Raw genomic sequence first — 24,543 nt, forward strand, 5'->3', positions numbered from 1 at the left:
ATCAGCCTCCGTGGTTGGTGGACAGGTCGGCGAAGTTCACGTCGCGCGCTTCGCCCTTCAGCGTCACCGAACCGCTGTCGACGCGGACCGCGGTCGGCGTGACCGACATCGGCAGCCGGGCCGTGTTGATGCTCGCCCGGAAGTTCGGCAGCAGAGCTTTCTGCACAGCTTCCGGAACGATCGTGGTGCTCTGGTCATTCCCGAACTGCAACCGGTAAGGCACGATCGAGATCGACTTCTCCTTGAGCTGGATCAGCGCGAAGCAGAAGATCTCCACCTTCTGGCCGGCCACCTGGACGTCGCCGGAGATCCGCAGTCCCGCGCTGGTGCCGTCGGCCGGTTCGCCGTCGGCGTTGGTCGGCGTCGGGTCCGGCTGCTTGCCCTGGTCGGTGTCGCCGTACTTCACGTACGCCTGGGTCGACTGCTCGATCTTCAGGTTCTGGATCTTGTTCAGCGGCGAGACCCGGGCGAGGTCGGCGGCCTTGATCGTCACCGCGCCGGTGAGCTTGCCGATCTTCACCGCCTTGGTGTTGCCGGACGTGAGGTCCGACAGCGGCGCGGTGACGTCCTCGAGTTCGGCGCTCACCCGCAGGTCGCGAAGTTCGCTGCCGACCGGGACGCCGTCCGCGGAAACCGTGATGTGACTGTAGTCACCGGACAGCGCCTGCACGGTGAACGGGAAGCCGTGGATGGTGACCGACGGATCGTCGCTCAGGCCGAGCTGCGCGCGGGCTTTCTGCGAGATCGTGTGCTCGGCAAACGCCGCCGCTCCGAAATCCGCACCAACCAGCACGAGTACCAGCACTCCCAGCACGATGAGCCACCGCCGTACGCGCCTGCCGCGGCGGCCGTCGCCGGGGTTGCTGGCCGGTCGGTCGTCCCGGGTCACGGGCCTGCTCGCCATCGCCTCGGTTCTCCTGTTCGGGTGGATTTCGTCGTGGTGCGGGTCACGCCTGGACTGTTCGACCAGGTGTGATCGATCCAGCACGAGCTAGGTAGCGGGGTGTTCACCCGCTATTCTCACTTAGCACCGACCGACGCCACGTTCGAGGCGACGAATCTGAAGGCGGTGCGGATCATGAGCTTGGACCTGCTGGTGCTGACGGGGGAACTCGACGCTACCTCCGTACTACCCGCGCTGGACCTGCTGCCGCACACCGTACGCGTACGCGAGCCGGAAGTGACGGCCCTGCTCGACGCGGGTCACCGGGACGTCATTCTCCTCGACGCGCGAAGCGACCTCGCGTCCGCGAAGAGCCTGTGCCGCCTGCTTAAAGGCGCGGAGGACGAATCGGGCACACCGGTTATCGCGGTCGTCGGCGAAGGCGGCCTCGTCGCGGTCAATGCCGAATGGCGCACTGACGACATCCTTCTGCCCACCGCAGGCCCCGCTGAGGTCGACGCGCGGCTGCGGCTGGCCACCACTCGCGACGGCATCGGCCTGCAGGCAGACGCTGAGCTGCGCGTAGGCGACCTTGTCATTGACGAAGCGACGTACACGGCGAAGCTGCGCCGTCGCACGCTAGAGCTGACGTACAAGGAGTTCGAACTCCTGAAGTACCTCGCCCAGCACGCTGGCCGGGTGTTCACCCGTGCGCAGCTGCTGCAGGAAGTGTGGGGTTACGACTTCTTCGGTGGCACGCGCACCGTCGATGTCCACGTACGGCGGCTTCGCGCGAAGCTTGGTCCGGAGCACGAGCAGATGATCGGCACCGTGCGAAACGTCGGCTACAAGTTCGAGCGGCCGGCGAAAGGCGCGAAGCCGGTTGTCGCCGTTCCGTCCGACGCTTCGGAGCTGACCTCCCGCTGACTTTCGCCGGTAAGGTCGGTTTGTGGCTATCGACCTTGGCGACTGGACGACCGAACTCGACGACGACGCGGTGCGCGAAGTGCTGCTCGCGGTCAAAGCAGCAGACGGTCGTCCCGAGGTCGACGCGACCGGGCCGTTGCCGCGTGAATTCGAGGGCGGGCTGCATCTCCTCGCCCGTCTCGACGGCGTGCCCGCCGGGTACGTCCACCTTGATACTGCAGGCGATTCCCACGGCCACCAGGTCGCGGAGCTGTTCGTGCACCCGGCTTACCGGCGTCGCGGCGTCGGCACCGCACTCGCGCAAGCGGTGGTCGAGCGCGCCGGCGCCGGACTCCGCGTCTGGGCGCACGGCGATCACCCTGGTGCGGCTGCGATCGCGGCGAAACTCGGCCTCGGCCGCCAGCGCGAACTGCTGGTCCTGCACGTCGAGGTCGCCGGTGCGGATTGGCCAGAACCGGTGCTGCGCAACGGTTTCCGGCTGCGCACCTTCGTGCCCGGACAGGACGAGGACGCGACGGTCGCGGTCAACGCGCGCGCGTTCGACTGGCATCCAGAACAGGGCGCGCTGACCGCCGCCGAGGTGCGCGCCGAGGAACTCCAGGCCTGGTTCGACCCGGCCGGCTTCTTCCTCGCGGAGAACGAGAGCGGCGAGGTCGTCGGTTTCCACTGGACGAAGGTGCACGACCCGGTGCCCGGCCGGTTCGACGGCGACCCGGTCGGGGAGGTCTACGTGGTCGGCGTGGATCCTGCTACTCAGGGTAGTGGCCTCGGTAAGGCGCTGACCCTGGCCGGACTCCGCTACCTGCGCTCTCGGGGACTACCGAGGGTCATCCTGTACGTCGAGGGCGACAACGCCGCGGCATTGGCTGTGTACAACAAGCTGGGGTTCCAGCGTTTCGAGACCGACGTCCAGTACGGTGAGTGATCACCGTCGACGCGATCAGTGGCCCGTGTTACTTTCTGCGTACTAGCAGGTCACGACCAGGCCACGGCACCCATTCGGGGTAGTAGTCCTGCTCACAAACGGTGACTTGTTCACCTCCCGTTCATGCAACCAAGGACGACCGTCCACCGAGGCTGCCTAGTGTCCGGTTCCGGTGCGGCTCCCCGCCGCCAATCCCGACCGGATTCAAAAAGGCACATCTCCGAGTGGAGGAAATGCAGTGAAGATCATGCGGCCCCTGGGTGCCGTCGGCATCGTGGCGAGCGCCGCGCTCGTGCTCGCCGCTTGTGGCTCCGACCCTTCGGCGTCGAACAACGCGGGCTCGAACTCCGCCGCTCCCGCCGCCACCGGAACCGCCCAGGTCGACTGCGGGGGCAAGAGCCCGCTTTCCGCTGAGGGCTCGACGGCCCAGAAGAACGCCATCGAGGTGTTCAACCAGGCCTACGGCAAGAAGTGCTCCGGCCAGAAGGTGAACTACAACGGCACCGGTTCCGGCGCCGGCGTCAAGCAGTTCAACGCCAACCAGGTCGACTTCGGCGGTTCGGACTCGCCGATCAAGGACGCCGACCTCGAGGCCGCCACCAAGCGCTGCGGTTCGCCCGCGCTGAACATCCCGCTGGTCGTCGGCCCGATCGCGGTCGGCTACCACCTGTCCGGCGTGGACAACCTGACGCTGACCCCGCAGGTCATCGCCAAGATCTTCAACGGCGGCATCAAGAACTGGAACGACCCGGCCATCAAGGCGGTCAAGGGCAACGAGAGCCTGAACCTGCCGGACAAGCCGATCCAGGTCGTCTCCCGCTCGGAGGAGTCGGGCACCACCGACAACTTCCAGAAGTACCTCGGCGCGGCTGCCAAGGACGTCTGGACCCAGGGCGCGGGCAAGAAGTTCGCCGGCGGCGTCGGCAACGGAGCGCAGGGCTCGAACGGTGTCGCGAGCACCGTCAAGGGCGCCGACGGCTCGATCACCTACGTGGAGAGCGCGTTCGCCAAGGACGGCGTCACCCCGGCCAAGATCGACAGCGGCTCCGGCGGCGTCGAGCTGAACGCGGAGAACGTGGCCAAGTCGCTTGACGCCGCCAAGTTCGCCCACCCGGGCACCAACGACCTGGCGATGGACCTCAACGGCATCTACGCCAGCAACGTGCCGGGCGCCTACCCGCTGCTGCTGACCACGTACGAGATCGTGTGCTCGAAGTACTCGAACCCGGACGTCTCGAAGGCCGTCAAGGCGTTCCTGTCGGTCGCCGCGACCGACGGCCAGCAGCCGCTGTCGGCCAAGGGCTACGTGCCGATCCCGCAGAGCCTGCAGGACAAGGTGCTGAAGGCCGTCAAGGAAATTTCCTGAATCGGCAGAGCGACTGCCTAACTGGTACGAAGGCTGACAGAGACTGTCGATGAGCGACCAATCCTCGACGCGAACGCCCACCGGCGACCCCGGTGGGCGTTCGTCGTCCGCCCGAGCGTTCCCGGAGGATCCGATTTCGGACAAGCCACCCGCGCCGGCGCCGGAGACGCCGCCCGCGCGGAAGAAGCCGACGAAGGTGCGAGCCGGTGACCGCATCTTCCAGAACCTGACCACCGGGGCCGGGATCTTCGTCGTCGCCCTGATCGCCTTGATCGGGATTTTCCTGGTCGTACAGGCGATTCCGGCGCTGAAGGCGGACAAGGTCAACTTCCTGTTCAACCACGGGTGGTCGACGAACGACCCGGCGAACATGGCGTTCGGGATCGCCGACCTCGCCGAGGTCACCGTGGCGACCTCGCTGGTGGCGCTGATCATCGCGATGCCGATCTCGCTGGGCATCGCGCTGTTTCTCACCCAGTACGCGCCGCCGAAACTGGCCCGGCCGTTCGCCTACATCGTGGATCTGCTCGCCGCGGTGCCGTCGATCATTTTCGGCCTGTGGGGCATTCTCGTGTTCGCGCCGACGATCGAGCCGTTTTCCGAGTGGGTGAACAGCACCTTCTCGTGGATTCCGATTTTCGCGCCGGGCAACATCGCGCCGAACGTGCGCGGCACCATTTTCACCGCCGGAATCGTGCTGGCGGTGATGATCCTGCCGATCATCACGTCGCTGACCCGCGAGGTTTTCGAGCGCACGCCGACCGCGCAGGTCGAGGGCGCGCTCGCACTCGGAGCCACGCGCTGGGAGGTCATTCGCACCACGGTGCTGCCGTTCGGCAAGGCCGGTTTCGTCGGTGCGTCGATGCTCGGTCTCGGCCGCGCGCTCGGTGAAACCATTGCGCTGGCGGTGATTCTGCTGATCCCGCAGGGCCGCAACTTCGACTGGAGCCTCTTCGACGGCGGCGCGACGTTCGCCTCGAAGATCGCCCAGAACTACAGCGAGTTCAACAACCCGACCTCGGCCGGTGCGTACATCGCGGCCGGCCTGGTGCTGTTCGTGCTGACGTTCCTGGTCAACTTCGCCGCCCGCTCGATCGTCGGCAAGAAGGGGGAGTGACCATGTCGACCACCCTCGAACGACCCGCGACGACACCGGCTTTCCAGCAGGTGAGCGCGGGCCGCAAGGTCAAGAACGGCGTGGCCACCGTCCTGGTGTGGCTGTCCTTCCTGATCGCCGTGATCCCGCTGGTGTGGGTGCTGTACACGGTGATCGCCAACGGGATCAAGCGGATCCCGTACAGCAACTGGTGGGGCCAGGACTTCGGTTCGGTGCTCGGCGACGAGGTCGGCGGCGGCGTGCTGCACGCGGTCATCGGCACCCTGCTGCAGGGCCTGGTGTGCGCGGTCATCTCGGTGCCGATCGGCCTGCTGGTCGCGATTTACCTCGTCGAGTACGGCCGCGGCAAGCTGGCTAAGGCCACCACGTTCATGGTGGACATCCTCTCCGGTGTTCCGTCCATTGTGGCCGCTCTGTTCATTTACGCGCTGTGGGTCACCACGCTCGGCCTGCCGCGCAGCGGGTTCGCGGTGTCGCTCGCCTTGGTGCTGCTGATGATTCCGGTGGTCGTCCGCTCGGCGGAGGAAATGCTGCGGATCGTGCCGGACGACCTGCGCGAGGCGTCGTACGCGCTGGGCGTGCCGAAGTGGAAGACGATCATGAAGATCGTGCTCCCGACGGCGCTCTCGGGCATTCTCGGCGGCATCATGATGGCGCTCGCCCGCGTGATGGGCGAAACCGCGCCGCTGCTGGTGCTCGTCGGCTACACGTCCTACGTCAACTGGAACATCTTCAGCGGGGAGCAGGCGTCGCTGCCGTTGGTGATGAACAACGAACGCGCCACCAACTCGATGGACCCCGGCAGCGTCGGCTTCGACCGGATCTGGGGAGCCGCGCTCACCCTGGTGCTCATCATCGCCGTGATCAACCTGCTCGCCACGGTCCTTTCCCGCATCGTCGCCCCGAAGAAGAAGTGAGTCATGGCCAAGCGAATCGACGTCAAAGACCTGGACATCTACTACGGCAAGTTCCACGCCGTGGACAGCGTCACGCTGAACGTCCCGCCGCGGAACGTGACCGCGTTCATCGGGCCGTCGGGCTGTGGCAAGTCGACCGTGCTGCGCACGCTCAACCGGATGCACGAGGTCATTCCCGGCGCCAGGGTCGACGGCCAGGTGCTGCTCGACGGTGAGGACATCTACGCCTCGGCGGTGGACCCGGTGCAGGTGCGCCGCACCATCGGCATGGTGTTCCAGCGGCCGAACCCGTTCCCCACGATGTCCATTAAGGACAATGTGGTGGCCGGTCTCCGGCTCGGCGGGGTGAAAAGCCGCAAGCAACTCGACGAGATCGCCGAGCGCGCGCTGCGCGGTGCGAACCTGTGGAACGAGGTCAAGGACCGGCTGAACAAGCCGGGCGGCGGCCTTTCCGGCGGTCAGCAGCAGCGGCTCTGCATCGCGCGGGCGATCGCGGTGCAGCCGGACGTGCTGCTGATGGACGAACCGTGTTCGGCGCTCGACCCGATCTCGACGCTTGCGATCGAGGACCTGATCGGCGAGCTGAAGAAGGACTACACGATCGTCATCGTCACGCACAACATGCAGCAGGCGGCGCGGGTTTCGGACCAGACCGCGTTCTTCAACCTGGCCGGCGTCGGCCAGCCCGGCAGGCTGATCGAGCTGAACGACACGGAGAAGATCTTCTCCAACCCGGACGAGAAGGCCACCGAGGACTACATCTCGGGCCGCTTCGGCTGATTCCACTGTGGACGGCCGCCCTGGTTTCCTTGCCGGGGCGGCCGTTTTCCGGGCATGAAAAAACCGCCACCCTGATGTCCGGGTGGCGGTTTCTTTAGCGGCGGGTCAGATGGTCAGGTCCTCGTCGTCGGTGCCGTAGCCGGGCATCCGGCCGGTGACCACGAAAATCATCCGCTTGGCGACGGACACCGCGTGGTCCGCGTACCGCTCGTAGAAGCGGCCGAGCAGCGTGACGTCGACCGCGGACGCGACGCCGTGCGGCCATTCGCGGTCCATCAGCACGGTGAACAGGTGCCGGTGCAGGTCGTCGACCTGGTCGTCCTCGGCCTCGAGGTCCTTGGCGGCGGACACGTCCTTGGTCTTGATGACCGCCTCGACCCGGCGGGCGAGCCCGACCGCGGCACGGCCCATCTCGGCGAAGTACGGCTTGACCGCGTCCGGCAGCACCGGGTCGGGGTGCCTGCGGCGGGCGGCCTTCGCGACGTGCAGGGCGAGATCTCCCATGCGCTCCAGGCTTTCCGCCGCGTGGATGGCGGCGAGCACGGTGCGCAGATCGGTGGCGACCGGGGCCTGCAGCGCCAGCAGCGCGTACGCCTGCTCCTCGCATTCGGCGCGCGCGTCGTCGACCTTCGCGTCGTCGCTGATCACCTGCTCGGCGAGGCCGAGGTCGACCTCCAGCAGTGCCTTGGTGGCCCGCTCCATGGCGTCGGCAACCTGGACCGACATCGCGGCCAGGTTTTCGGCGAGCTGATCGAGTTCGACATGGTAGGCCTCACGCATGAGCACACCCTACGACGTGGACTGTCCGAATACCGCATCGCTGGGTGAACCGCATATGAACCCCGCCTAACGAATCCGAGTGCTAGCCAGTCGTGCCCGATCCAGCGTTGGCCGGCGGCGCACTGGCCGCGGTTCCGGCGGGCTGGTTGCCCGGGAGCGGCGTGTTGTCGCGCAACGCGTCGAAGAGGCTCTTGGTCTTTTCCGGGACCAGGACCTCGTTGCCGCGCTTGTTCGGCAGGCCGACGGTGGGCACGGTCAGGAAGTTGATATTGGCCGGATCGAGCCCGCGCATCGACTGCGCGAGCGTCATCATTTGCTGCACACCGAGGTTGTCGCCGAACGTAGCGTGCGCGAAAGCGGTGATGAAGCCGGACAGTTTTCCTGGATCCAGCACGACATCCGAAGACATGACCTTCTTGAGCAGCGCGCCGATGAACGCCTGCTGCCGCTTAATCCGGCCGTAGTCGGAGGTCGGGTCGCCCTTGACGTGCCGGGCCCGCACGTAACTCAGCGCCTGGTCACCGGAAATGGTCACGTCACCGGTTTCGGTCAGCACCTTGCCGAGGGTGGTGTCGTCGATCGGTTTCTCGTTGTGCACGGTCACTCCGTGCACCGCGTCGACCATTTCCTTGAACCCGTTGAAGTCGATGCCGACGAAGTGGTTGATTCGCAGGCCGGTGACTTTCTGGATCACCTTCGTCATGCATTGCGGCCCGCCGACCGCGTAGGCCGTGTTGAGCTTGGCGATCTTCTGCCCGCGCACTACCTCGTCGGTGGTGGCGGATTTAGCCGGATCCCACCGGTTGCAATCCGGCCGTTCGATTTCCAGATCGCGCGGGAACGAAGTGACCACGACGCGTTTCCGGTCCGCCGGCACGTGCGCGACCATCACCGTGTCCGACCGCGCGCCCGGGATGTTGGACGCGTCCCCGACGTTTTCCTCGGCCGACGCCCCGTCCCGGGAATCCGAGCCGACCATGAGGAAGTTCTCGTCGTTGGCCTGCCCTTCGGCGTTCTGGATGTCCGCCGAATTCTCGTCCAGTGCGGAAACCTGGGCGAATTTGGCGTCGAACCAGGTCACCGCTCCCCAAGCGACCCCGGTGCCGATGAAGATCAGCACGACCACCACGATCAACGCGATCCGCCCGATCCGGACATTGCGCGCGGTATGCCGCTGTTTTTTCTCCTGCAGCCGCGTCTGCTCGGGCTTTTCCGCCGGTTTCTCTTCTTCTTCGTCTTCTTTGTCCAGCAAAACGACCCGCTGCAACGCGGTACGGGTCTGCTCGAACAACGCCATCGAACGGGTAGTGAGCCGCTCCCGCCGTTCGCGGCGCTTGGCTTCTTCCGCCGCCGCGTCGTCATGCGCGGCCGAGAACCGAGCGAGACTGTGGTCGATCTTGCGACGGTATTGAGTTGCTTCGTCGATCGCCTCCATCTCGTCAGTCATGGTGAGCGGATCCATCTCCGCGCGAACCGCCGCGGCCGGCCTAGCCGGAGCCCGCCGAGGCCGCTTGCCGTTCGGCCCCTCGACAGCCGGGCTCAGCTGAGTCCGCTCGGGGTCGGCTGCCGGACTGAGCTGGGTGCTCTCGGGGTCGGCCGCCGGGCTGAGCTGAGTGCTTTCCGGATCCTTCGCGCCGAGACCGATCCCCTTGACCGGCGTGAACTGCGTCCGGTCCCCCGCGAGCGCAGCACTGATCGGCGGCTGCGCACCGTCCAGGACCGGACTGAGCTGAGTCCGCTCGCCCGCCACCTCCGGACGCTCACCATCCGGCACCGGGCTGACCGGGGGCCGCCCGACGCCCTGCTTCGGCCTGCGTACCCCGTTGCCCCGCGGTCCATTGCGCCCGGCCTCCGGCTCGAGCGCCGCGCTCAGCTGGGTCCGCTCGAGTTCGTCCTCAGCCCCGTCGGCGGGCATCCCGTCGACACCGGGACGTCGCCCGCCCGGGCGCTGGGCAGCCGGGCCAGGCACCCGGGGCCCGCCGGAGCCGCGTTGCCCAGGAGAGTCCGGCATCCGTTGCTCGACCGGGGCGGGTCCACCCGGCGTGTTCAGCTGCCCGGGACCGCGTTGTTCACCTGATTCCGGCCCGGGCAGCCGGTGCCCACCAGAATCGGACGTCCGTTGCCCGGACGGGGGTGTCTTCAGCTGGGCCGAATCCGGCTGGCCGGGACCGCGTTGTTCGCCCGGTTCCGGGCGGGGCATCCGCTGCCCGGCGGGGCCTGGTTGTCCGGCGGGCTGCGCGCCTGACTCTGGTCCAGGCAGCTGATGCCCACCGGAGTCCGGACCGGGCATCCGCTGCCCAAGCGTGTTCTCGGCACCGTGCGGCCGCCGAGGCCCAGGCGGCTCCGGCGGAACCGGAACACCGCCCCCTTGCCGAGGCCGAGGCGGAAGCCCATCCGCCCGCCGACGCCGAGGCCGCATCCCCGGCTCCGGAGAACCCAAGTCCGGCCCACCGGCCTCGGCGTTCCCCGGCCCACCGGCGGCGCGACGTCCCGGCCGTCCGCCAGGCTCGCCAGGACCAGGTTGAACCAGACCACCCGGCTCCGGACCCGTCGGACCCGGTTCGCCACGACCGTCGAGCCCATTCACCTCACCAGGCCGACCAGCAGCCCGGCGACGACCAGGTTCGGCTACCTCACCAGGACGTCCAGGCATGTCCTGCGCGGCATGCCGAGTCGGCACCTCGCCAGCCCCAGCCCGCCGACCGTTCGGCGGCACCACAGGGCTGCCAGCCTCGCCAAGCCCATCACCGCGCTCAGCCCCAGTCTCCCGACGCTGCGCACGCCCACTCGGCCGAGGATCTTCGGTCGCCCCGTTGTCCGGCACCGGGCCACCAAGAAGCGCCCGCCCGCCGACTCGCGCAGGCCCCGCGCCCTCGACACCACGCTGATTACCCGCCGCCCGACGGCCACCCAGATCAGCATCATCCGCAGGCCCGCCGCGCCGGGTCCCCACACCATTCGCACGTTCGTCGGCCGGAGCGGCAATGCCTTCGGGATTCCGGTCGCCACCCCCGTTGGCCCTTGCCCGGCCTGGCGCGTCGCCTACCGGCCCAGGCCCGGCATCCTCGACCGCCCGGCTGTGCCGATTGCCGATCCCCCGACCACCGGCCAAGTCAACGTCGGGTTCCGGCGGTCCACCGGGCCGGCTGCCGTTCGCCCGCCTGCCGCCGGAGTCCTCGCCCTCGGCTGGCGCGCTGTGCCGGTTGCCAACCCCGTTGACGTGCCCGTTCGCCCGCGCACCGTCGTCCACCGCGGGCTCGCCGTGTCGACCGCTGGCACCGTTCGCGAGCCCAGCGTCTCCCGCAGGTTCGCTGTAGCGGTTGCCGATGCCGTTTGCCCGCCTGCCAGCCTCGCTTCCGGCCGGTTCCCTGCTGACAGCTCCGTTGGCGCGCCCGGAAATGGGCGCGGCGTCGTCTCCTGGCTCGCCGTGCCGGTTGCCGATCCCGTTGACGTGCCCGTTCGCCCGCCGACCGGTCGACGCGGCGTCGCCTTCAGCTGGTTCGCCGTGTCGGCTGCCGACTCCGTTAACGAATCCGTTAGTTCGTCGGCCGGTCGCGCCAGGGACGTCGTCGGCTGGTTCGCCGTGCCGGTTGGCGTGCCCGTTAGCTCGTCGGCCGGTTGGGCTGGCGTCGGCGTCGGCCGGTACAGCTCCATTGACGTGCCCGTTCGCCCGGCCGCCACCCAGCTCCGAACCGTCCTCCGGCTCGCCGTGCCGGGTACCAACCCCGTTGACCTGCCCATTCGCCCGCCGTCTGCCGGGCTCGGCGGAGCGGCTGGCGTGCCCGTTCGATCTGGGATAACCAGCGTCCGGCTCGGCCCGTCGCCGTCCGGGCTCGGGGCGGTCGGTGTCGGCGCGGCGGCGGCCCGGTTCTGCCCGGCGGGTGCCCGGTTCCGCGAGCCTGCTCACCGGTTCCGCGTGCCGAGTCCCGGGATCGTCGGCGAAAGTGGGGCGTTCGCCGGTGTGCCGCGCGACCACGTCGGACACGCTGATGCCGCCGTGCGTGTCCATCGAGCGGCGGCGTCCGCCGCGGGAGCGTGCCGTGGTGTCGGAATGGCGACCGGTGCCGGGGGTGTTGCGCTCGTCGGGCACTCGGTCTCCTCTCGCACGTCAGGCGCCAGGCTGGGGCGGCTTACCTTTGAACACCCGGCGGGGTGCGCCGGGTCTCCCAGGACTCGTCGTACCGGGGGAGCTTTTCGTTATCGTACGGATACCCGCCGTTCGTGACGACACCCTCCCGCGAATTTCTTCACCATGCGTCGTTCTAAGGCGCACTGAAGCGGACGAACAGGTGAAGATCGGGTTCAGTGAATGGAGTAATCGCAGACGTGCGTTACTCAGAGTGCGTAATTACCTGGGCGGTCTCGCGGTCGTGAAAAGCGACCTTGTTGCGGCCGGCCCGCTTCGCGGCGTAAAGGAGATTGTCGGCCCGGTGGAGCTGCCGCGGCCCGGATCCGGTGCCGTGCGCGAGGCCGACGCTGATCGTAACCCGCAGGCCTGGCTGGAGTTCTGACCAGGGATGACGGGCGACTCGCAGGCGGGCGGCGTTGGCGAGGAGGACGGCGCCCCGGTGATCGATTCCCGGCAGGACGAGCGCGAATTCCTCGCCGCCGTACCGTGCGCAGAACGCATCGGCGGGCAGCCCCTCCTGCAGGAGATCGGCGACCCGGCAGAGGACGCGGTCGCCGAGAAGGTGACCGTACGTGTCGTTCACGGACTTGAACCGGTCGAGGTCGACCAGCGCGACGGCCATCGTGGCGGGAAGTTCGGGCAGTCGCTGGTCGAGGTAACGGCGGTTGTAGCTCGAGGTGAGCGGATCGCGCAGACTGCCTGCTCGGGCGATGTCCAGGGCGGAACGAAGGTGCTGGTAGGCCCGCCGCCAGTCGCCGCGCGTCGCGAACAGGTCCGCGATGGACTCGTGCAACGTGAGCAGGTCTGGTGCGGTGTCCCCCGTTCCGACTTCGTCGTCCGCCGACACTCTGACCTCCGCCACTCCATCGTTTTCGTCGTAAAGGAGCGGTGGCTTGAGTCATCGGTACGTACGAAGGTGAATTTCGCTCAAGTGGACGACGAACATCCGATGATGTCACGCAGCGGAGTTCTCCGCTCAGAGTGCCGAGAAGGGCTTTTTGTCCTTGAGCTGGGCAAATTGATCACGCGCCCAGTAACTCGCGTCAGTCGCCGGATCTTCTATCCACCGTGCGTAATCAGCCCAGGAAATCCATCGCCATCCGCCGACTTCCTCGGGATTCGGCCGCGGATCGACGTCCGCCCACGCGGCGAACACCGGGCAGAACTCGTTCTCCACGATCCCCTGGAAGGGCGGCGTGCGGTAGCGGTACGTGGGCAGCACGCACTCGAGGTCTTCGAGTCCGGACAGCCCGAGTTCGTACGAAGCCCGCCGGCGCACGGCGGTCTCCAGCGCCTCGTCGGGAGCCGGGTGGCCGCACACGCTGTTGGTCCACACCCCCGGCCACACCTTCTTGTGCAGCGCACGTTGGGTGATCAGCAGAGCGTTGTCCGAACGGCGCAGGACGTAGCAGGAGAACGCGAGGTGCAGTCGCGTCTCCGCGTGATGACTGGCGAGCTTCGGCCCGGTCTCCCCGGTGGGCACGCCGTCCTCGGTCACGAAGACGACGCGTTCGGTTTCGGCTTCAGTGCTGGTGTCCACTCCGGATACTGAACACCACGCGTCTACCGGTCGATACCGCGAGGCGGGTGGCCGTTTCGCCCGAATCGAGTGTCGGTTCTTCACTCAACGCTCGAATCCGCAGCCCCTCGGACACCCAGCCGAACGAACCGGGCGGGCGACCTGGGCTAGCCGCCGGATCACCGGCTGCCGAGATGCTCGACGATCAACGAGGTCAATGCCTCCGGCGCTTCCTCCGCGACCCAGTGCGACACCTCCTCCAGCATCTCGAACCGGTACGGCCCGGTGCACCAGTTCGCCGTGTCGAGCGCGGCGGTGGAGCCGAAGGCGACGTCCTCCGTGGACCACACGTACATCGCCGGGACCGAGATCTTGCCGATCTTCCCGCCCGGACGCCCGGCTCGGTACCAGTTCAGGGCGGCGGTGAGCGCGCCCGGTTCGGACAGCCGCTGCACGTACTCGTCGATCTTGCTCGGCGGGATGCGCCGGTCGAAGATGTCGCGCAGCGCCTTGGCGTTGTCGGCCAGCATGCGCCGCTCGGTGGCGGGCGTCTGCCGCCACTCCGTCATGTACGCCGACCGCACGTGCTGGTCCTCGTCCGTGCGCATCGCCTCGGCGAGCGCGCCCGGGTGCGGCGTGGACACCACGGTGAGGCTGCGCAGCCGGTCCGGGTGCTCGTCGGCCGTCCACCACGCGACCGCGCCGCCCCAGTCGTGCCCGACCAGATCGAACGTGCTCCAGCCGAGTGCGTCGGCCATCGCCACGACGTCGGACACCAGCGTCGCGATGCCGTATTCGGCCGGGCGCTCGGGCCGCACGTCCGGGGAATAGCCCCGCTGGTCCGGCGCGACCGCGCGGTAGCCGAGCACGCCGAGCGTCGCCACCTGGTGTTCCCACTCCACGGCGGCCTGCGGAAAGCCGTGCAGCAGCAGAACCGGGCGGCCGTCATCGGGGCCGGCGGCGATGGCGTCGAAGGATCCCGCGTCGGTCGGGATGGTCAGCTGGTCGATCACGAGACGCACTCTACGGACCGGCACCGACAGTTTTGGCCGGTCTCGCGCCGACACTGTGATCTGAGCTACGCGGGAACAAATAAGTTGAGTCCTACGTTGGCAACTTTGTAGGCTTGGTCAGCACCCGAGCAGCTGACCGCAGTTGTCCGAAAGGGGACTCGACAATGCTGATCCGGACCGACCCGTTCGCCCAGTTCGACCGCCTGACCCAGCAGTTCTTCGGCGGTCAGGGCACCGCGCCGCGCTCCGTCCCGATGGACGCGTACCGCGCTGGCGACGAGTACGTCGTCCAGTTCGACCTCCCGGGGATCGCCCGCGACTCGATCGACGTGAGCGTCGAGCGCAACGTGCTCACCGTTCGCGCCGAGCGTTCCGCCGTCGCGGTCGAAGACGCGCAGGTCCAGGTGTCCGAGCGGCCGCGCGGCAAGTTCTCGCGCCAGCTGTTCCTCGGTGACACGCTCGACACCACGCGCATCGCCGCGGACTACGTCGACGGCGTCCTGACGCTGCGCATCCCGGTCGCCGAGAAGGCACAGCCGCGCAAGATCACCGTCGGCGGAGCGCCGCAGGAGATCGACGCCTGAGGCCGTGCACCCAAGTTGTCCCCAGGTTGTCCACAGTGGGTTGTGGATAACCTGGGGACAATTGCTATCTGAGCAGGTCAGCTGGGGATATCCGCCGCCTGCCGCTTGCGCACCAGCGGCGCGACCGTCCGGTTGATGACGAAGTACTCCGCGACCACGACGCAGACCATGATCGAGCCCCACGCGCTGGTCGAGTAGATATCGGCGAAGCTCAGCGTCGGAACGATGCTCTTCGCCGCCGCGCCGATGCCGAGGAACCCGCGGAGCACGACCGCGGCGAAGCTCAGTGCGTAGTTGCGGATCATCCAGATGCGGTGGAGCTGGATCTGGCCCTGCCGGATGAAGGTGTAGCCGCGGTAGAGCGTGTAAAGCCATGCGACGGCCAGCAGGTAGAAGGCGATTTGCGCGGAGATGCCGTCGACCGAGAACGTCGCCGCCGCAAGCGCGGCGGCCGCGGCGAAGATCATGCTCACCACGTAGATCCGGCCGAGGACACGGTGCAGTTTCGGCCGTCTGGTCCGCAGTTTCGCGGCGAACTGGAACGGCCCGATCAGCAGCACCAGGCTTGCGGGCAGCGCGTGCGCCACGATCGTCAAGTAGTGCAAGGCGATCGCCGGGTTGAGCGGAATCCGGCTCAGCGTCGGGTCGCCGGTCAGGTAGGTCACGGCGGAGAACAGCGCGACGCCGACGGCGGACACCGCGACCGCGGTCCAGGCGATCCGGCGACGGCTGCGGCGGGAAACGGCGAAAGTCATCACGAAACTCCTGCTCGGACTGGGTCTGTGCAGTGAGCGTCTCGTGGTGGCGGGGTTGGCCGCGTCGGCGAGAATTGCGTAAGTCAGGTGGTACGCGATGTGCTCCGGCGTCCTCGCCGGCTGGACGACTGTCAGCCGCCCGAGTGCATGTCTTCGGCTTCGGGGACGCAGTCGTCGTCGGGGTCGTCGAGCCAACCGTGCGGAAGCGTGACCTTGCCCGGCGAGCCCTGCCGCCCGCGCGGACCGGTCGCGGCGGTCGGGAACGGAGCGTCGTGGTCCAGCTGCGCGATCAGGTCGTCCAGCTGGTTCATGCTCGTCACCATCGCGAAGCCGCGGCGGAGTTCGGAGCCGACCGGGAAACCCATCAGGTACCAGGCCATGTGCTTGCGGATGTCGCGCATGGCCTTGTCCGGGCCGTCGTGCTCGACCAGCAGTTCCGTGTGCCGCCGCAGGACGCGCGCGACCTCGCCGAGGTTCGGCCCCGCCGGGATTTCACGGCCTTGGAACGCCGCCTCCAATTCGCCGAACAGCCACGGCCGCCCGAGACAGCCGCGCCCGACGACTACGCCGTCGCAGCCGGTTTCGGCGACCATGCGGAGCGCGTCGTCCGCGCTGAAGATGTCGCCGTTGCCCAGCACCGGAATGCTGGTGACCGCCTCTTTGAGCGCGGCGATTTTGGTCCAGTCGGCCTGACCGGAGTAGCGCTGGGCGGCCGTGCGCGCGTGCAGACTGACGGCAGCCGCGCCCTCGGCTTCGGCGATGCGTCCGGCGTCGAGGAACGTCTGGTGGTCGTCGTCGATGCCGACGCGGAACTTCACGGTGAACGGCACGCCGCCCTCAGCCGCCGCCTTCGCCGACTCGCGCACGATGTCCGCGAACAACCGCCGCTTGAACGGCAGTGCCGCGCCGCCGCCCTTCCGCGTTACTTTCGCTACAGGACAACCGAAGTTGCTGTCTACGTGGTCCGCGAGCCCTTCCCCGACGATGATGCGCACGGCCTCGGCCATCGTCTTCGGGTCGACCCCGTACAGCTGCATGGACCTCGGCTTTTCGTGCTCGCCGAAGGTCATCATGTGCATCGTGCCGGGGTGGCGTTCGACGACCGCGCGGGCGGTGATCATTTCGCACACGTAGATGCCCGCGCCGTACTCCTGGCAGAGCCGCCGGAACGCGACGTTGGTGATGCCGGCCATGGGAGCGAGCACCACTGGAGGATCGACCTGGTAGGGGCCGATCTTGAGGGCGGGCTTGCTGAGGGTGGCAGTCACGTCCTCCATTGTCGCCTGTGGTGTCGAACACGCTAGGCCGGGCCGGCCGATGGTCGGCATCGCTTGCCCTTGCTGCCTGGCTCGGCCGGTGTCGTCAACAGCTGACGTGACGGCTGTTTTCGCAGGTAGGCCCCGACGTCAGATGGGTCCCGGCGCTGAACCTGCCGCAGTCCCGTAGGCGTCAAGGACTTCCTGGGACCGCGCCACGGTCGGAGCTTCTCGATCCGTTCGCGTTCGCCGTTCGCGATGGACTGCCCGGGAGCGAGGGTACGGCCACGATCCGCGATGCCGTCGTGGACAGGTCCGGCTGATCAGCGCCACCGAGCTGCCGCCGCGCGTGCGTAGTCGGCGAAGGAGACCGGCGGCCGGCCGGTGATCCGCTGGACCTCGCCGGTCACGTCGGCGGCCCAGTTGTTGCGGATGCCTTCGTACATGGTGGCGTAGAAGTCGGCGACTTGACCAGGAGTGCCCCCGCAGAGCATGGCTTCGCGGAACTCGGCCGGGTCCATCGCCTGGTACTGCACCGGTTTTCCCGCGGCATCGCCGACGATCGCGGCCATGTCCGAAAAGGACAGTGAATCGGGTCCGGTCAGGGAGTAGGTCTTGTGCTGATGTCCGTCCTGGGTCAGGGCGACCGCGGCTACGGCGGCGATGTCCTCAACGGAGATCGGGGCCACCCGGCCATCGCCCGCGGGAACCGCGACGACGCCGGTGCGGATGCCCTGCAGGATCGCGGGGTGTTCGGAGAAGTTCTCGGCGAAGACGTTGGGACGCAGAATTGTCGCGGGCACCGGCCCCGTTTCGAGGAATCGTTCGACCCAATACATCGGGAATTTTTCACCGGATAGATGCGCCGGTCTGTTGGACAGGTGCACGACCCGGCGAACCCCGGCGGTTTTGGCGTCGTTCAGCAGCGCCGCGACCTCTGCCGTGGGGTCGGGGGTGGTCGGCAACCACTGGTAGATCGCGTCCACGCCCTCCAGCGCGGGCGGATAGGTCGCCGGGTCGTTCCAGTCGAAATGAACCGGTGTCACCGCACCTTCCGGGCTCCCCGGCGTCCGGCTCGCCGCCCGAATCGTGTGTCCCTGCTTGGCCAGCAGGGACACCACGCAGCGTCCGGTGCGGCCGGCCCCGCCGAGAACAAGGACAGTGGTGGGCACACGTTCCTCACAAGGTAAGGTCGAATCGGTAACACCATCAGCGTATGAATGGGTTATCGACGCGCGCCATGACAGTTCTCGACAGATTTATGTCCGATCGGTGCCATGCCAGAGCGAATCGGGCGTGGCGGTGACGGAAAGAGCGGTCGGTCGTGAGCGTGACCATGTGGCCGACATCGTGGGCCAGATCGTCGCCGCCCTGCGGCGCGGCGGCGTGGTCTATGGAAGGGCGCTGCTGAGCGCCCCCTGGGGCATCGCGTTCGAGTCACGTTCGATCGCCACGATCTACGTCGTAATCGCCGGTTCTTACGTGCTCGTCCCCGACGGCGGACAAGCTCTGCATCTCGCCCCAGGGGATGTCGCGTTGCTGCCGTCCGGCGCTGGTCACGTTGTCGCCGACACCTCAGGCCGGCCGGCTACCACCGTGCGAGAGTTGTTCGGTGCCGACCTGGAGGAGCTGTCGGCCACCGACCTCGTCATCGAGGGAGACGGTCCGGAGACCGTTCTGGTCTGCGGCGCGTACCTGCTCGAACCGGCACCACAGCACCCGTTCATCGCATCCTTGCCCGACGTCGTGCACGTCACGGCGGACCAGATGCGCGGCACCAGCCTCGCCGCCGCCGTCCAGCTGCTCACCACCGAGGTCGACCACGCTGGCCGCGGCACGCCCGCCGTGGTGGCCTCGCTGCTCGACCTGCTCTTCACCTACACCCTGAGGTCCTGGTTCCTCGGCCGGCCCGACCAACTGGCCGGGTGGGCCCACGCGCTTCACGACCCTGCGGTAGGCCCCGCGCTCGCGCTCCTGCATGACGACCCCGCCAAACCCTGGACCGTGGAAGCACTCGCGCACGCCGTCGGTGTCCCGCGCGCCCGGTTCAGCCGCCGATTCACGTCGACGACCGGGCACACCCCCATGGAGTACCTCGGCATTTGGCGGATGACCGTGGCCGCGCGCCTGCTGCGTGAGGGTCAAGCCCCTCTCCGGCAGATCGCCCGGAAAGTCGGCTACGACTCGGAGTTCGCGTTCGCCCGCGCTTTCAAACGGATCGTCGGTCAGGCTCCTGGGCGTTATCGCGCGATGCACCATCGCGATGCGGTGCTCCACGGCGATGACTCGTAGGCATGGTGCCTGGTTGATCCCCGCCATCGGAGCGAGCACGACGGGAGGATCGACCTGGCAAGGGCCGATCTTCAACGTGGGCGCGCTCACCGTGGCAGCTACGGCCGGTGGCCCGTGACGTCCGGCACACGCAGCCGGGCCGCTCCGCGCGGTTCGCGCCGTGGCGGTGACCATCTCGTGTCCAGCCTTGAGTAGTGCTACGGATCCGATCATCGTGCGGTTTCGCCGAGGCTGTCCGGTATGACCACGGAAGCTGCAACGCTCCATCGCCTGGCCGGCGAACTGGACGACCTCGGCCGCCGCCTGACGCACGTAGGAGCCGAACTCCGCGCGGTGCACCTCCAGCCCGAGCCAACCGCCGACCAGCCCACACTGGACGCAGCGGCAGACTCCCCGCTGGCACCGGGCCAGGCGGGCAGCCCCGCCGAGACCGCAGGGTCGGCCGGTGAGGCGGGGGCCGGGAACTACCCGGCTGGCGTCACTCAGCCCGTCAGCTCCGACTACTCGGCTGCGCAGGGTTCGCCCGACTCGGCGGCCGCTTCCGCAGCGCAGGGGCAGACCTCCACGCCGGGCCACCCTGCAGCGCCGGGCCACCCTGCCGGGCAGGGCCAGGGAACCGGGCACGACCACGTAGTCGAGCCGGACCACGTAGCCGAGCGAGGCCTGGGAGCCGAGCAGAGCCACATTGCCGAGCGGGGCCTGGGAGCCGAACGGGACCACACAGCCGAGCAGAGCCAGGGAGCCGAGCAGCGTCGGACGTCCGAACCGGGCCCGGCAGCCGAACCTGGCCAGAGCGCTGAGTCAGGCCGGCCTGCCGCGCCAGGCCAACCCTCTGCACCCGGTCACCTTCCCTCGCCCGGTCACCCTGCACCGCAGCCTCACCCGACCGCTCCGGGCTACCCAACAGCGCCGGGCGCCAGGTCGTACCCGGCCTACTCAGCCGCGCACGGGGCAGCGTTTCACCCCCACCCGGGCTACTACCCATACAACCCATACGCAGCTTCGTTTCCCGCCCAGCCCACGGCCGGCGCGGCCCACCCGTCGACGCCGCAGCCCGGCACCGGACTGCCCGCCGACGCTGCCGCAGCCGGCCCGTTCGCCGCCCAGCCGGGCCACGGACAGCCCACCGCTGACCAGTTCGCCGCCGGACAGTCAACCCACGGGTACCCGCAGGCAACCGCGCAACAGCCGCCGTACGGCCAGCTGCCTTACGCGCCGCCGCCATACACCCCGCCTCCGACGCTCCGTGAGCGGCTCGGCCGCGAAGGTGCCGGTTCGCGACTGCTGGCGTGGATCGGCGGCGCGGTGACGCTGCTCGGGGTCGTCCTGCTGCTGATCCTGGCCATCCAGCGTGGCTGGCTTGGCCCGCTGCCACGGGTGGCGGTCGGAGCTGCGTTCGGCGGAATCCTCGTCGGCGCGGGTGTTTGGCTGCACCGCAAACCGGCTGCGCGCACTGGGGCGTTCGCCCTTGTCGCCACTGGGATCGCGACGCTTTACCTCGACACTGTCGCTGCCACCTCCTTGTATGATTTCCTGCCGGTTCCCGCTGGGCTCGCGGTCGGTTTGGCGATCGCGGTGGGCGGGCTTTTGCTTGCGGTCAAATGGGATTCCTCTCTCCTGGCGAATGCTGTGGTGGGAGGATGCGGAGTGTGCGCGCCCCTGATCACGTGGGGCTTCACCGGTGAACTCGTGACGTTCCTTCTCATGATCCAGATCGCGACGGTCCCTGTCCAGCTTCGGCGGTCATGGTCGCCCCTTTCGTTTACTGCAGCCATTCCTCCCTTGACAACAGCACTGATCGGCATCGGGCTGCGCACCTTGCCGGTTTGGGTGGTGATCATCGCCAGCGTGGTCAGTGCGGCTGCGGCGCTAATCCTGTTGCGGCGTAACGACAACGAGCCGTACTCGCTGGCCATTCTCGCGATCGCACCGCTGCCGGTTCTGGTTGCCGCGCTGCTTCTGCACAAGCCGGAATCCGTGTTCCTGGCGGGAGGAACGGCTGTCGTGCTCGTCGCGACATGGACCATCGTGCGGGGGAATCCCGGTACGGTCGCGGGAATCGCTGGCCTTGTCGCGGCGATGCAGACGACGCTCACGCAGTTCGATGGCGGAACGGTCCTGCTGGGCGAAGCGGTGGTGCTCGCGTTCGCGGCGAAGTTCTCTCGAAACCGGTTCGCGCTAGGCGGTTCTCTCGTCTTCGCGGTGATCGGCGGATTGTTCGCGCTCGGATCGGACGTTACCCCGGCCTTGCTGGTGCTTCCGCGCTGGCATCCGAGCGCCCTGTTGCTCACCGCGATGGCTTCGTCCGCGCTCCTCCTTGCCGCGGCGATCGTGTTGCCGTGGGCGGCAATTCGGCTGAGCGTGGTGAAATCGGCCAGCCTCGCCCCTTGGCTGCCTGCGGGCTTGTGCGCGCTTTACGGTGCTGCCGGGCTGGTGCTCGCCGCGGCCATGCTCGTCGTTCCTGGCCGGGCTGGATTCCTGGTCGGCCACACGATCGTCACTGTTTCCTGGACGATCGTGGCGTTCATCCTTCTCCTGCGCGGAATCGAGGTGGTTGCCTTGCGGATCACGGGCTTGGTGCTGGTCGCGGCGGCCGTCGCCAAGCTCGTCTTGTTCGACCTTGCCGCACTGGACGGTTTGGCCCGAGTCGGTGCGTTCCTCGGCGCCGGAGTGATCCTGCTCGTGGCGGGTGCGCGGTACGCGCGCGTTGTCGCGTCGCGCTGATCTTGAGGAATCCCCCGATCCGGGGAATCGGAGACGATGTCGGATCGGGGAATTCCCTTTTGTAGGAACAAAAAACGGTCGCATGGGCTGTGGTCGGAGGCAGCTCGTGCGGACTGTGATTCGGGCTGTTGGGTCGGAACTGTCGGTGGCTCGTGGTTACCTGGGAAACCTACCGAGGAGGTAACCGACCATGACCTACACCCACGATCCGAAACTCATTGAACGCGCTGGTGAATCCGTCGCATGGCTCACCACCGTGACGCCGAGCGGTCGCCCGGCGCCACGGCCGGTGTGGTTTGTGCTCGACGGCGAAGACATCGTGGTCTTCAGCCGGCCGGGCACAGCCAAACTCCGGCACCTCGCCGCCAATCCAGAGGTGAGTTTCCACCTGAACAGCGACGAGTACGGCGGCAGCATCATCGTCGTCAACGGACGTGCGCACATCGGCGAGGCCAAAGCCTCTGAGGCACCTGGCTATCTCGGCAAGTATCAGCGGCACTACGCCGGCATCGGATTCGCCGACGCGGCTGCCTTCGACGCCGACTACTCGGTCCGGATCCGGATCGTGCCGGAGAAATCCTGGGGGTTCTGACGACTGAGATCGGCTCCAGGTTCAGAAGCCGACGTTCAGGCAGGCCAGCCGTCCACCCGCGGTTCCGGCGTGTCCGGGGTCGGTGTGGGTGTGGGTTTCGTGGATCACCACGGACTTCGCCCGCCGTCCGTCGAAAGTCCAGTTCACCGTGGAGGTTGCATGACCGATTCCTGAGCGGTCGGTGGTGAAGTCGAGCCAGATCTCGTTGCGCGGGTTGGCGTAGGCCGGATCCACCGAGGGCTTCACCGGGTCCGGCACGTGCTGGAAGTGCCCACCCGCGGCGTCACCGGTGGCGCCGCAGGAGTTCACGTGCGCGTGCGCACCGTATTCGTGCTGCGGCAGGAGGCCGCTGATCACCAGCACGGTGGTGGTGCCTACGCGACTGGCGGACAGGGCGGCGACGTGCGCCTTGGCCCCGGCGGGTACGAGATCCGGGCGGTACGTGACGGCTTGGCTGCTCGGTGTGTACGCCGCGAACGTGCCGTGAGCGGCGGTGAAGTGCAGTGGCGGGGCCGGAGCTGCTGCGGCGGAGGTGGCGGTGAGGCCAGTGACGGAGAGACCGGCGGCGAAGGCCGTGGAAAGGAGCTTGGGGAGGAAACGCATGAAACTTCTCTAACTAGTCGGCGCGAGCCGTGCCATGTTCTCCACTCGAACGTGTGGAGGTTGCCCGGATCTCGGGATGGGTGGCTTTCCGTGCGGACGTGAGGTGCGCTGGGTGTGGCCGGGTGCTGGCGGCGGGTGGATCGGGCAGATCCGGACGTGAGTCGGGCGTGAGTCGCGGACAAGGTCCGGGGCCGCCCGGGTCAGGGCGTGCTTCGGGCTAGGCCCGCGCGTGGGGTCAGGGCGAGCCGTCGGCTGGGCCTGCGCGTGGGGCCAGGGCGAGCGATGGGCCAGGCTCGGGCTGGGTCGAACGGTGGGTAAGGCCCGGACGGGGCTCCGGTAGGAGAGGAGACTGCTGGGCCTTAGCCTCAGGCGCTGTCCGGGTGCGAGTGCGTTCCAGCCTGCGGGTCGACCCAGGTCTTGGCCGACCGAGGTCTTGGTGCCGTTCCGAGTTCGAGCTCGATCCAGGTTTAGGCGCGAGCATGCGGTTTAGCCTGGCTGCGTGCGACGGACGTTCCGGAGAGGACGGTCGGGCCGGGCTCGGACGGTGGTCGCGATCGTCGCTCGACCAGAACGGGTGAGTTTTCGGGCGTTGACGCGTTGGGTACTACGCAGCGTGGCAACGTCGGACTTGCCCGGCGATGCTGCGGCGAGCACCAGTGGAGCCCGACATGCCTGAAGACCCGAACAGCGCTATGGGGTTTGACGGCCGTCGTGCGGATGCCGGCGGACCGGCAGGCTCCGGCGGACTGCCGGACGGCGGTGGGTCGGCGGCGGTCGGCGGGCCGGCTGGCAGCGGCGGACCGGCTGGCAGCGCCGGGTCGGCTGGCAGCGGCGGGCTGCCGGACGGCGGCGAATCGGCGCGGGTCGGCGAACCTGCGGAGGTCGGCGACGACGTCGAGCACACGGGCGAGACGCGGAACCAGATGCTGCAGCGGAACGTCGGCGAGCTGTTGCAGGCGTTGCGTGTCGCGCAGGCGGGCGTGCAGATCCTCTTCGGGTTCCTGCTGTCGGTGGTCTTCACAGGCCAGTTTCACGACGCCAGCGGGTTCGAGAAGACGCTGCATCTGCTCGCGGTGCTGCTCACCGTCGCGGCGACGGCGTTGCTGATCGCGCCTGCGGCGTGGCACCGGATGCTGTTCCGGACCGGGCGGCGGGAGCAGATCCTGCGGGTCGGGAACCGGGTGGTGCTGGTTGGCTTCGGGTGTCTGGCCGCGGCGATCACGGTGACCGTGGCGCTTATCGCGAAGGTCGCGTTCGGGTCGGTGGCGATGGGGCTCGTCGGCGGGATGGCGGTGCTGCTGTTCGGGCTGCTGTGGTTCGCGGTGCCGGGCATGCTCGGTGGCGACCAAAGGCGACGCGACGGTCACTGAGCGGCGTCGGT

22 protein-coding genes are annotated in these 24,543 nt (G+C 68.1%); 11 read left to right on the forward strand and 11 right to left on the reverse strand.

Annotation, left to right across the window (positions count from 1 at the left end):
- Nucleotide 1: 1 nt before the first annotated feature.
- On the reverse strand, nucleotides 2–904 hold the full coding sequence (locus tag ACFSVL_RS13295; RefSeq protein WP_378303873.1) for an LmeA family phospholipid-binding protein: 903 nt from the start codon (nucleotides 902–904) through the stop codon (nucleotides 2–4).
- A gap of 174 nt (nucleotides 905–1,078) precedes the next feature.
- Here ACFSVL_RS13295 and ACFSVL_RS13300 point away from each other — a divergent pair, with 174 nt between their 5' ends.
- The 6 genes from ACFSVL_RS13300 to pstB all read left to right on the forward strand — a co-directional run bounded on the left by ACFSVL_RS13300 (nucleotide 1,079) and on the right by pstB (nucleotide 6,915).
- Nucleotides 1,079–1,810 (forward strand): winged helix-turn-helix transcriptional regulator, encoded by a 732-nt coding sequence (locus tag ACFSVL_RS13300; RefSeq protein ID WP_354745946.1) that lies wholly within the window; start codon nucleotides 1,079–1,081, stop codon nucleotides 1,808–1,810.
- A 28-nt stretch (nucleotides 1,811–1,838) separates the two neighbouring features.
- Complete coding sequence (gene mshD / locus ACFSVL_RS13305) at nucleotides 1,839–2,735, forward strand: mycothiol synthase (RefSeq protein ID WP_449224377.1); 897 nt, start codon at nucleotides 1,839–1,841, stop codon at nucleotides 2,733–2,735.
- 238 nt (nucleotides 2,736–2,973) lie between these two features.
- On the forward strand, nucleotides 2,974–4,101 hold the full coding sequence (gene pstS, locus ACFSVL_RS13310; RefSeq protein ID WP_378303877.1) for a phosphate ABC transporter substrate-binding protein PstS: 1,128 nt from the start codon (nucleotides 2,974–2,976) through the stop codon (nucleotides 4,099–4,101).
- Between the two features lie 196 nt (nucleotides 4,102–4,297).
- A complete protein-coding gene (pstC, locus tag ACFSVL_RS13315; protein ID WP_378304266.1) occupies nucleotides 4,298–5,218 on the forward strand; it encodes a phosphate ABC transporter permease subunit PstC in 921 nt (306 codons plus the stop codon).
- A 2-nt stretch (nucleotides 5,219–5,220) separates the two neighbouring features.
- Nucleotides 5,221–6,135 carry a phosphate ABC transporter permease PstA gene (pstA, locus tag ACFSVL_RS13320; protein ID WP_378303879.1) on the forward strand — a complete coding sequence of 305 codons (915 nt, stop codon included), beginning with the start codon at nucleotides 5,221–5,223 and terminating at the stop codon, nucleotides 6,133–6,135.
- 3 nt (nucleotides 6,136–6,138) lie between these two features.
- Nucleotides 6,139–6,915 carry a phosphate ABC transporter ATP-binding protein PstB gene (gene pstB / locus ACFSVL_RS13325; RefSeq protein WP_378303880.1) on the forward strand — a complete coding sequence of 259 codons (777 nt, stop codon included), beginning with the start codon at nucleotides 6,139–6,141 and terminating at the stop codon, nucleotides 6,913–6,915.
- 105 nt (nucleotides 6,916–7,020) lie between these two features.
- Here pstB and phoU read toward each other — a convergent pair whose 3' ends face one another.
- The 6 genes from phoU to ACFSVL_RS13355 all read right to left on the reverse strand — a co-directional run bounded on the left by phoU (nucleotide 7,021) and on the right by ACFSVL_RS13355 (nucleotide 14,356).
- Nucleotides 7,021–7,695 carry a phosphate signaling complex protein PhoU gene (gene phoU, locus ACFSVL_RS13330; protein WP_378303882.1) on the reverse strand — a complete coding sequence of 225 codons (675 nt, stop codon included), beginning with the start codon at nucleotides 7,693–7,695 and terminating at the stop codon, nucleotides 7,021–7,023.
- 82 nt (nucleotides 7,696–7,777) lie between these two features.
- Nucleotides 7,778–9,157, reverse strand: coding sequence for an LCP family protein (locus ACFSVL_RS13335; protein WP_378304268.1), 1,380 nt, complete (start codon nucleotides 9,155–9,157; stop codon nucleotides 7,778–7,780).
- A gap of 677 nt (nucleotides 9,158–9,834) precedes the next feature.
- Nucleotides 9,835–10,278: a hypothetical protein gene (locus ACFSVL_RS13340; protein ID WP_378303884.1), complete on the reverse strand. Its 444-nt coding sequence runs from the start codon at nucleotides 10,276–10,278 to the stop codon at nucleotides 9,835–9,837.
- 1,748 nt (nucleotides 10,279–12,026) lie between these two features.
- Nucleotides 12,027–12,686 (reverse strand): GGDEF domain-containing protein, encoded by a 660-nt coding sequence (locus ACFSVL_RS13345; RefSeq protein WP_378303886.1) that lies wholly within the window; start codon nucleotides 12,684–12,686, stop codon nucleotides 12,027–12,029.
- A 114-nt stretch (nucleotides 12,687–12,800) separates the two neighbouring features.
- The gene (gene idi / locus ACFSVL_RS13350; RefSeq protein ID WP_378303888.1) at nucleotides 12,801–13,364 is read right to left on the reverse strand and encodes an isopentenyl-diphosphate Delta-isomerase; all 564 of its coding nucleotides are present in this window, start codon (nucleotides 13,362–13,364) and stop codon (nucleotides 12,801–12,803) included.
- 158 nt (nucleotides 13,365–13,522) lie between these two features.
- Complete coding sequence (locus ACFSVL_RS13355; protein ID WP_378303890.1) at nucleotides 13,523–14,356, reverse strand: alpha/beta fold hydrolase; 834 nt, start codon at nucleotides 14,354–14,356, stop codon at nucleotides 13,523–13,525.
- A 164-nt stretch (nucleotides 14,357–14,520) separates the two neighbouring features.
- On the opposite strand from ACFSVL_RS13355, the gene ACFSVL_RS13360 reads away from it, so the two are divergent.
- Nucleotides 14,521–14,940, forward strand: a complete 420-nt coding sequence (locus ACFSVL_RS13360; protein WP_378303892.1) for an Hsp20/alpha crystallin family protein — start codon at nucleotides 14,521–14,523, stop codon at nucleotides 14,938–14,940.
- Between the two features lie 77 nt (nucleotides 14,941–15,017).
- Here ACFSVL_RS13360 and ACFSVL_RS13365 read toward each other — a convergent pair whose 3' ends face one another.
- The 3 genes from ACFSVL_RS13365 to ACFSVL_RS13375 all read right to left on the reverse strand — a co-directional run bounded on the left by ACFSVL_RS13365 (nucleotide 15,018) and on the right by ACFSVL_RS13375 (nucleotide 18,123).
- Entirely contained in the window at nucleotides 15,018–15,695 is a 678-nt protein-coding gene (locus ACFSVL_RS13365; RefSeq protein WP_378303894.1) for a DUF2306 domain-containing protein, read from the reverse strand.
- Between the two features lie 131 nt (nucleotides 15,696–15,826).
- The gene (gene dusB, locus ACFSVL_RS13370; protein ID WP_378303896.1) at nucleotides 15,827–16,972 is read right to left on the reverse strand and encodes a tRNA dihydrouridine synthase DusB; all 1,146 of its coding nucleotides are present in this window, start codon (nucleotides 16,970–16,972) and stop codon (nucleotides 15,827–15,829) included.
- A gap of 302 nt (nucleotides 16,973–17,274) precedes the next feature.
- The gene (locus ACFSVL_RS13375; protein WP_378303897.1) at nucleotides 17,275–18,123 is read right to left on the reverse strand and encodes an SDR family oxidoreductase; all 849 of its coding nucleotides are present in this window, start codon (nucleotides 18,121–18,123) and stop codon (nucleotides 17,275–17,277) included.
- Here ACFSVL_RS13375 and ACFSVL_RS13380 point away from each other — a divergent pair.
- The 3 genes from ACFSVL_RS13380 to ACFSVL_RS13390 all read left to right on the forward strand — a co-directional run bounded on the left by ACFSVL_RS13380 (nucleotide 18,116) and on the right by ACFSVL_RS13390 (nucleotide 22,559).
- A complete protein-coding gene (locus tag ACFSVL_RS13380) occupies nucleotides 18,116–19,243 on the forward strand; it encodes an AraC family transcriptional regulator (RefSeq protein WP_378303899.1) in 1,128 nt (375 codons plus the stop codon). The genes ACFSVL_RS13375 and ACFSVL_RS13380 overlap by 8 nt on opposite strands.
- Nucleotides 19,244–20,548: 1,305 nt before the next feature.
- A complete protein-coding gene (locus ACFSVL_RS13385; protein WP_378303901.1) occupies nucleotides 20,549–21,967 on the forward strand; it encodes a DUF2339 domain-containing protein in 1,419 nt (472 codons plus the stop codon).
- Between the two features lie 190 nt (nucleotides 21,968–22,157).
- A complete protein-coding gene (locus tag ACFSVL_RS13390) occupies nucleotides 22,158–22,559 on the forward strand; it encodes a TIGR03667 family PPOX class F420-dependent oxidoreductase (RefSeq protein ID WP_378303903.1) in 402 nt (133 codons plus the stop codon).
- A gap of 21 nt (nucleotides 22,560–22,580) precedes the next feature.
- Here the strand turns inward: ACFSVL_RS13390 and ACFSVL_RS13395 are convergent, their stop codons facing one another.
- Complete coding sequence (locus tag ACFSVL_RS13395) at nucleotides 22,581–23,162, reverse strand: superoxide dismutase (protein WP_378303905.1); 582 nt, start codon at nucleotides 23,160–23,162, stop codon at nucleotides 22,581–22,583.
- Between the two features lie 836 nt (nucleotides 23,163–23,998).
- Here ACFSVL_RS13395 and ACFSVL_RS13400 point away from each other — a divergent pair.
- Nucleotides 23,999–24,532, forward strand: coding sequence for a DUF6328 family protein (locus tag ACFSVL_RS13400; protein ID WP_378304269.1), 534 nt, complete (start codon nucleotides 23,999–24,001; stop codon nucleotides 24,530–24,532).
- Nucleotides 24,533–24,543 lie beyond the last annotated feature (11 nt).

The organism is Amycolatopsis silviterrae (assembly GCF_042684085.1).
GTDB classification, from domain to species: domain Bacteria; phylum Actinomycetota; class Actinomycetes; order Mycobacteriales; family Pseudonocardiaceae; genus Amycolatopsis; species Amycolatopsis silviterrae.

Bases quoted from the DNA above. Each gene is read 5' to 3' on its own strand.
- ACFSVL_RS13395 (WP_378303905.1), bottom strand. From the start codon at position 23,162: ATGCGTTTCCTCCCCAAGCTCCTTTCCACGGCCTTCGCCGCCGGTCTC.
- ACFSVL_RS13295 (WP_378303873.1), bottom strand. From the start codon at position 904: ATGGCGAGCAGGCCCGTGACCCGGGACGACCGACCGGCCAGCAACCCC.
- ACFSVL_RS13300 (WP_354745946.1), top strand. From the start codon at position 1,079: ATGAGCTTGGACCTGCTGGTGCTGACGGGGGAACTCGACGCTACCTCC.
- pstB (WP_378303880.1), top strand. From the start codon at position 6,139: ATGGCCAAGCGAATCGACGTCAAAGACCTGGACATCTACTACGGCAAG.
- ACFSVL_RS13335 (WP_378304268.1), bottom strand. From the start codon at position 9,157: ATGGATCCGCTCACCATGACTGACGAGATGGAGGCGATCGACGAAGCA.
- ACFSVL_RS13390 (WP_378303903.1), top strand. From the start codon at position 22,158: ATGACCTACACCCACGATCCGAAACTCATTGAACGCGCTGGTGAATCC.
- phoU (WP_378303882.1), bottom strand. From the start codon at position 7,695: ATGCGTGAGGCCTACCATGTCGAACTCGATCAGCTCGCCGAAAACCTG.
- dusB (WP_378303896.1), bottom strand. From the start codon at position 16,972: ATGGAGGACGTGACTGCCACCCTCAGCAAGCCCGCCCTCAAGATCGGC.
- ACFSVL_RS13340 (WP_378303884.1), bottom strand. From the start codon at position 10,278: ATGGGCTCGACGGTCGTGGCGAACCGGGTCCGACGGGTCCGGAGCCGG.
- ACFSVL_RS13365 (WP_378303894.1), bottom strand. From the start codon at position 15,695: ATGACTTTCGCCGTTTCCCGCCGCAGCCGTCGCCGGATCGCCTGGACC.
- ACFSVL_RS13360 (WP_378303892.1), top strand. From the start codon at position 14,521: ATGCTGATCCGGACCGACCCGTTCGCCCAGTTCGACCGCCTGACCCAG.
- pstA (WP_378303879.1), top strand. From the start codon at position 5,221: ATGTCGACCACCCTCGAACGACCCGCGACGACACCGGCTTTCCAGCAG.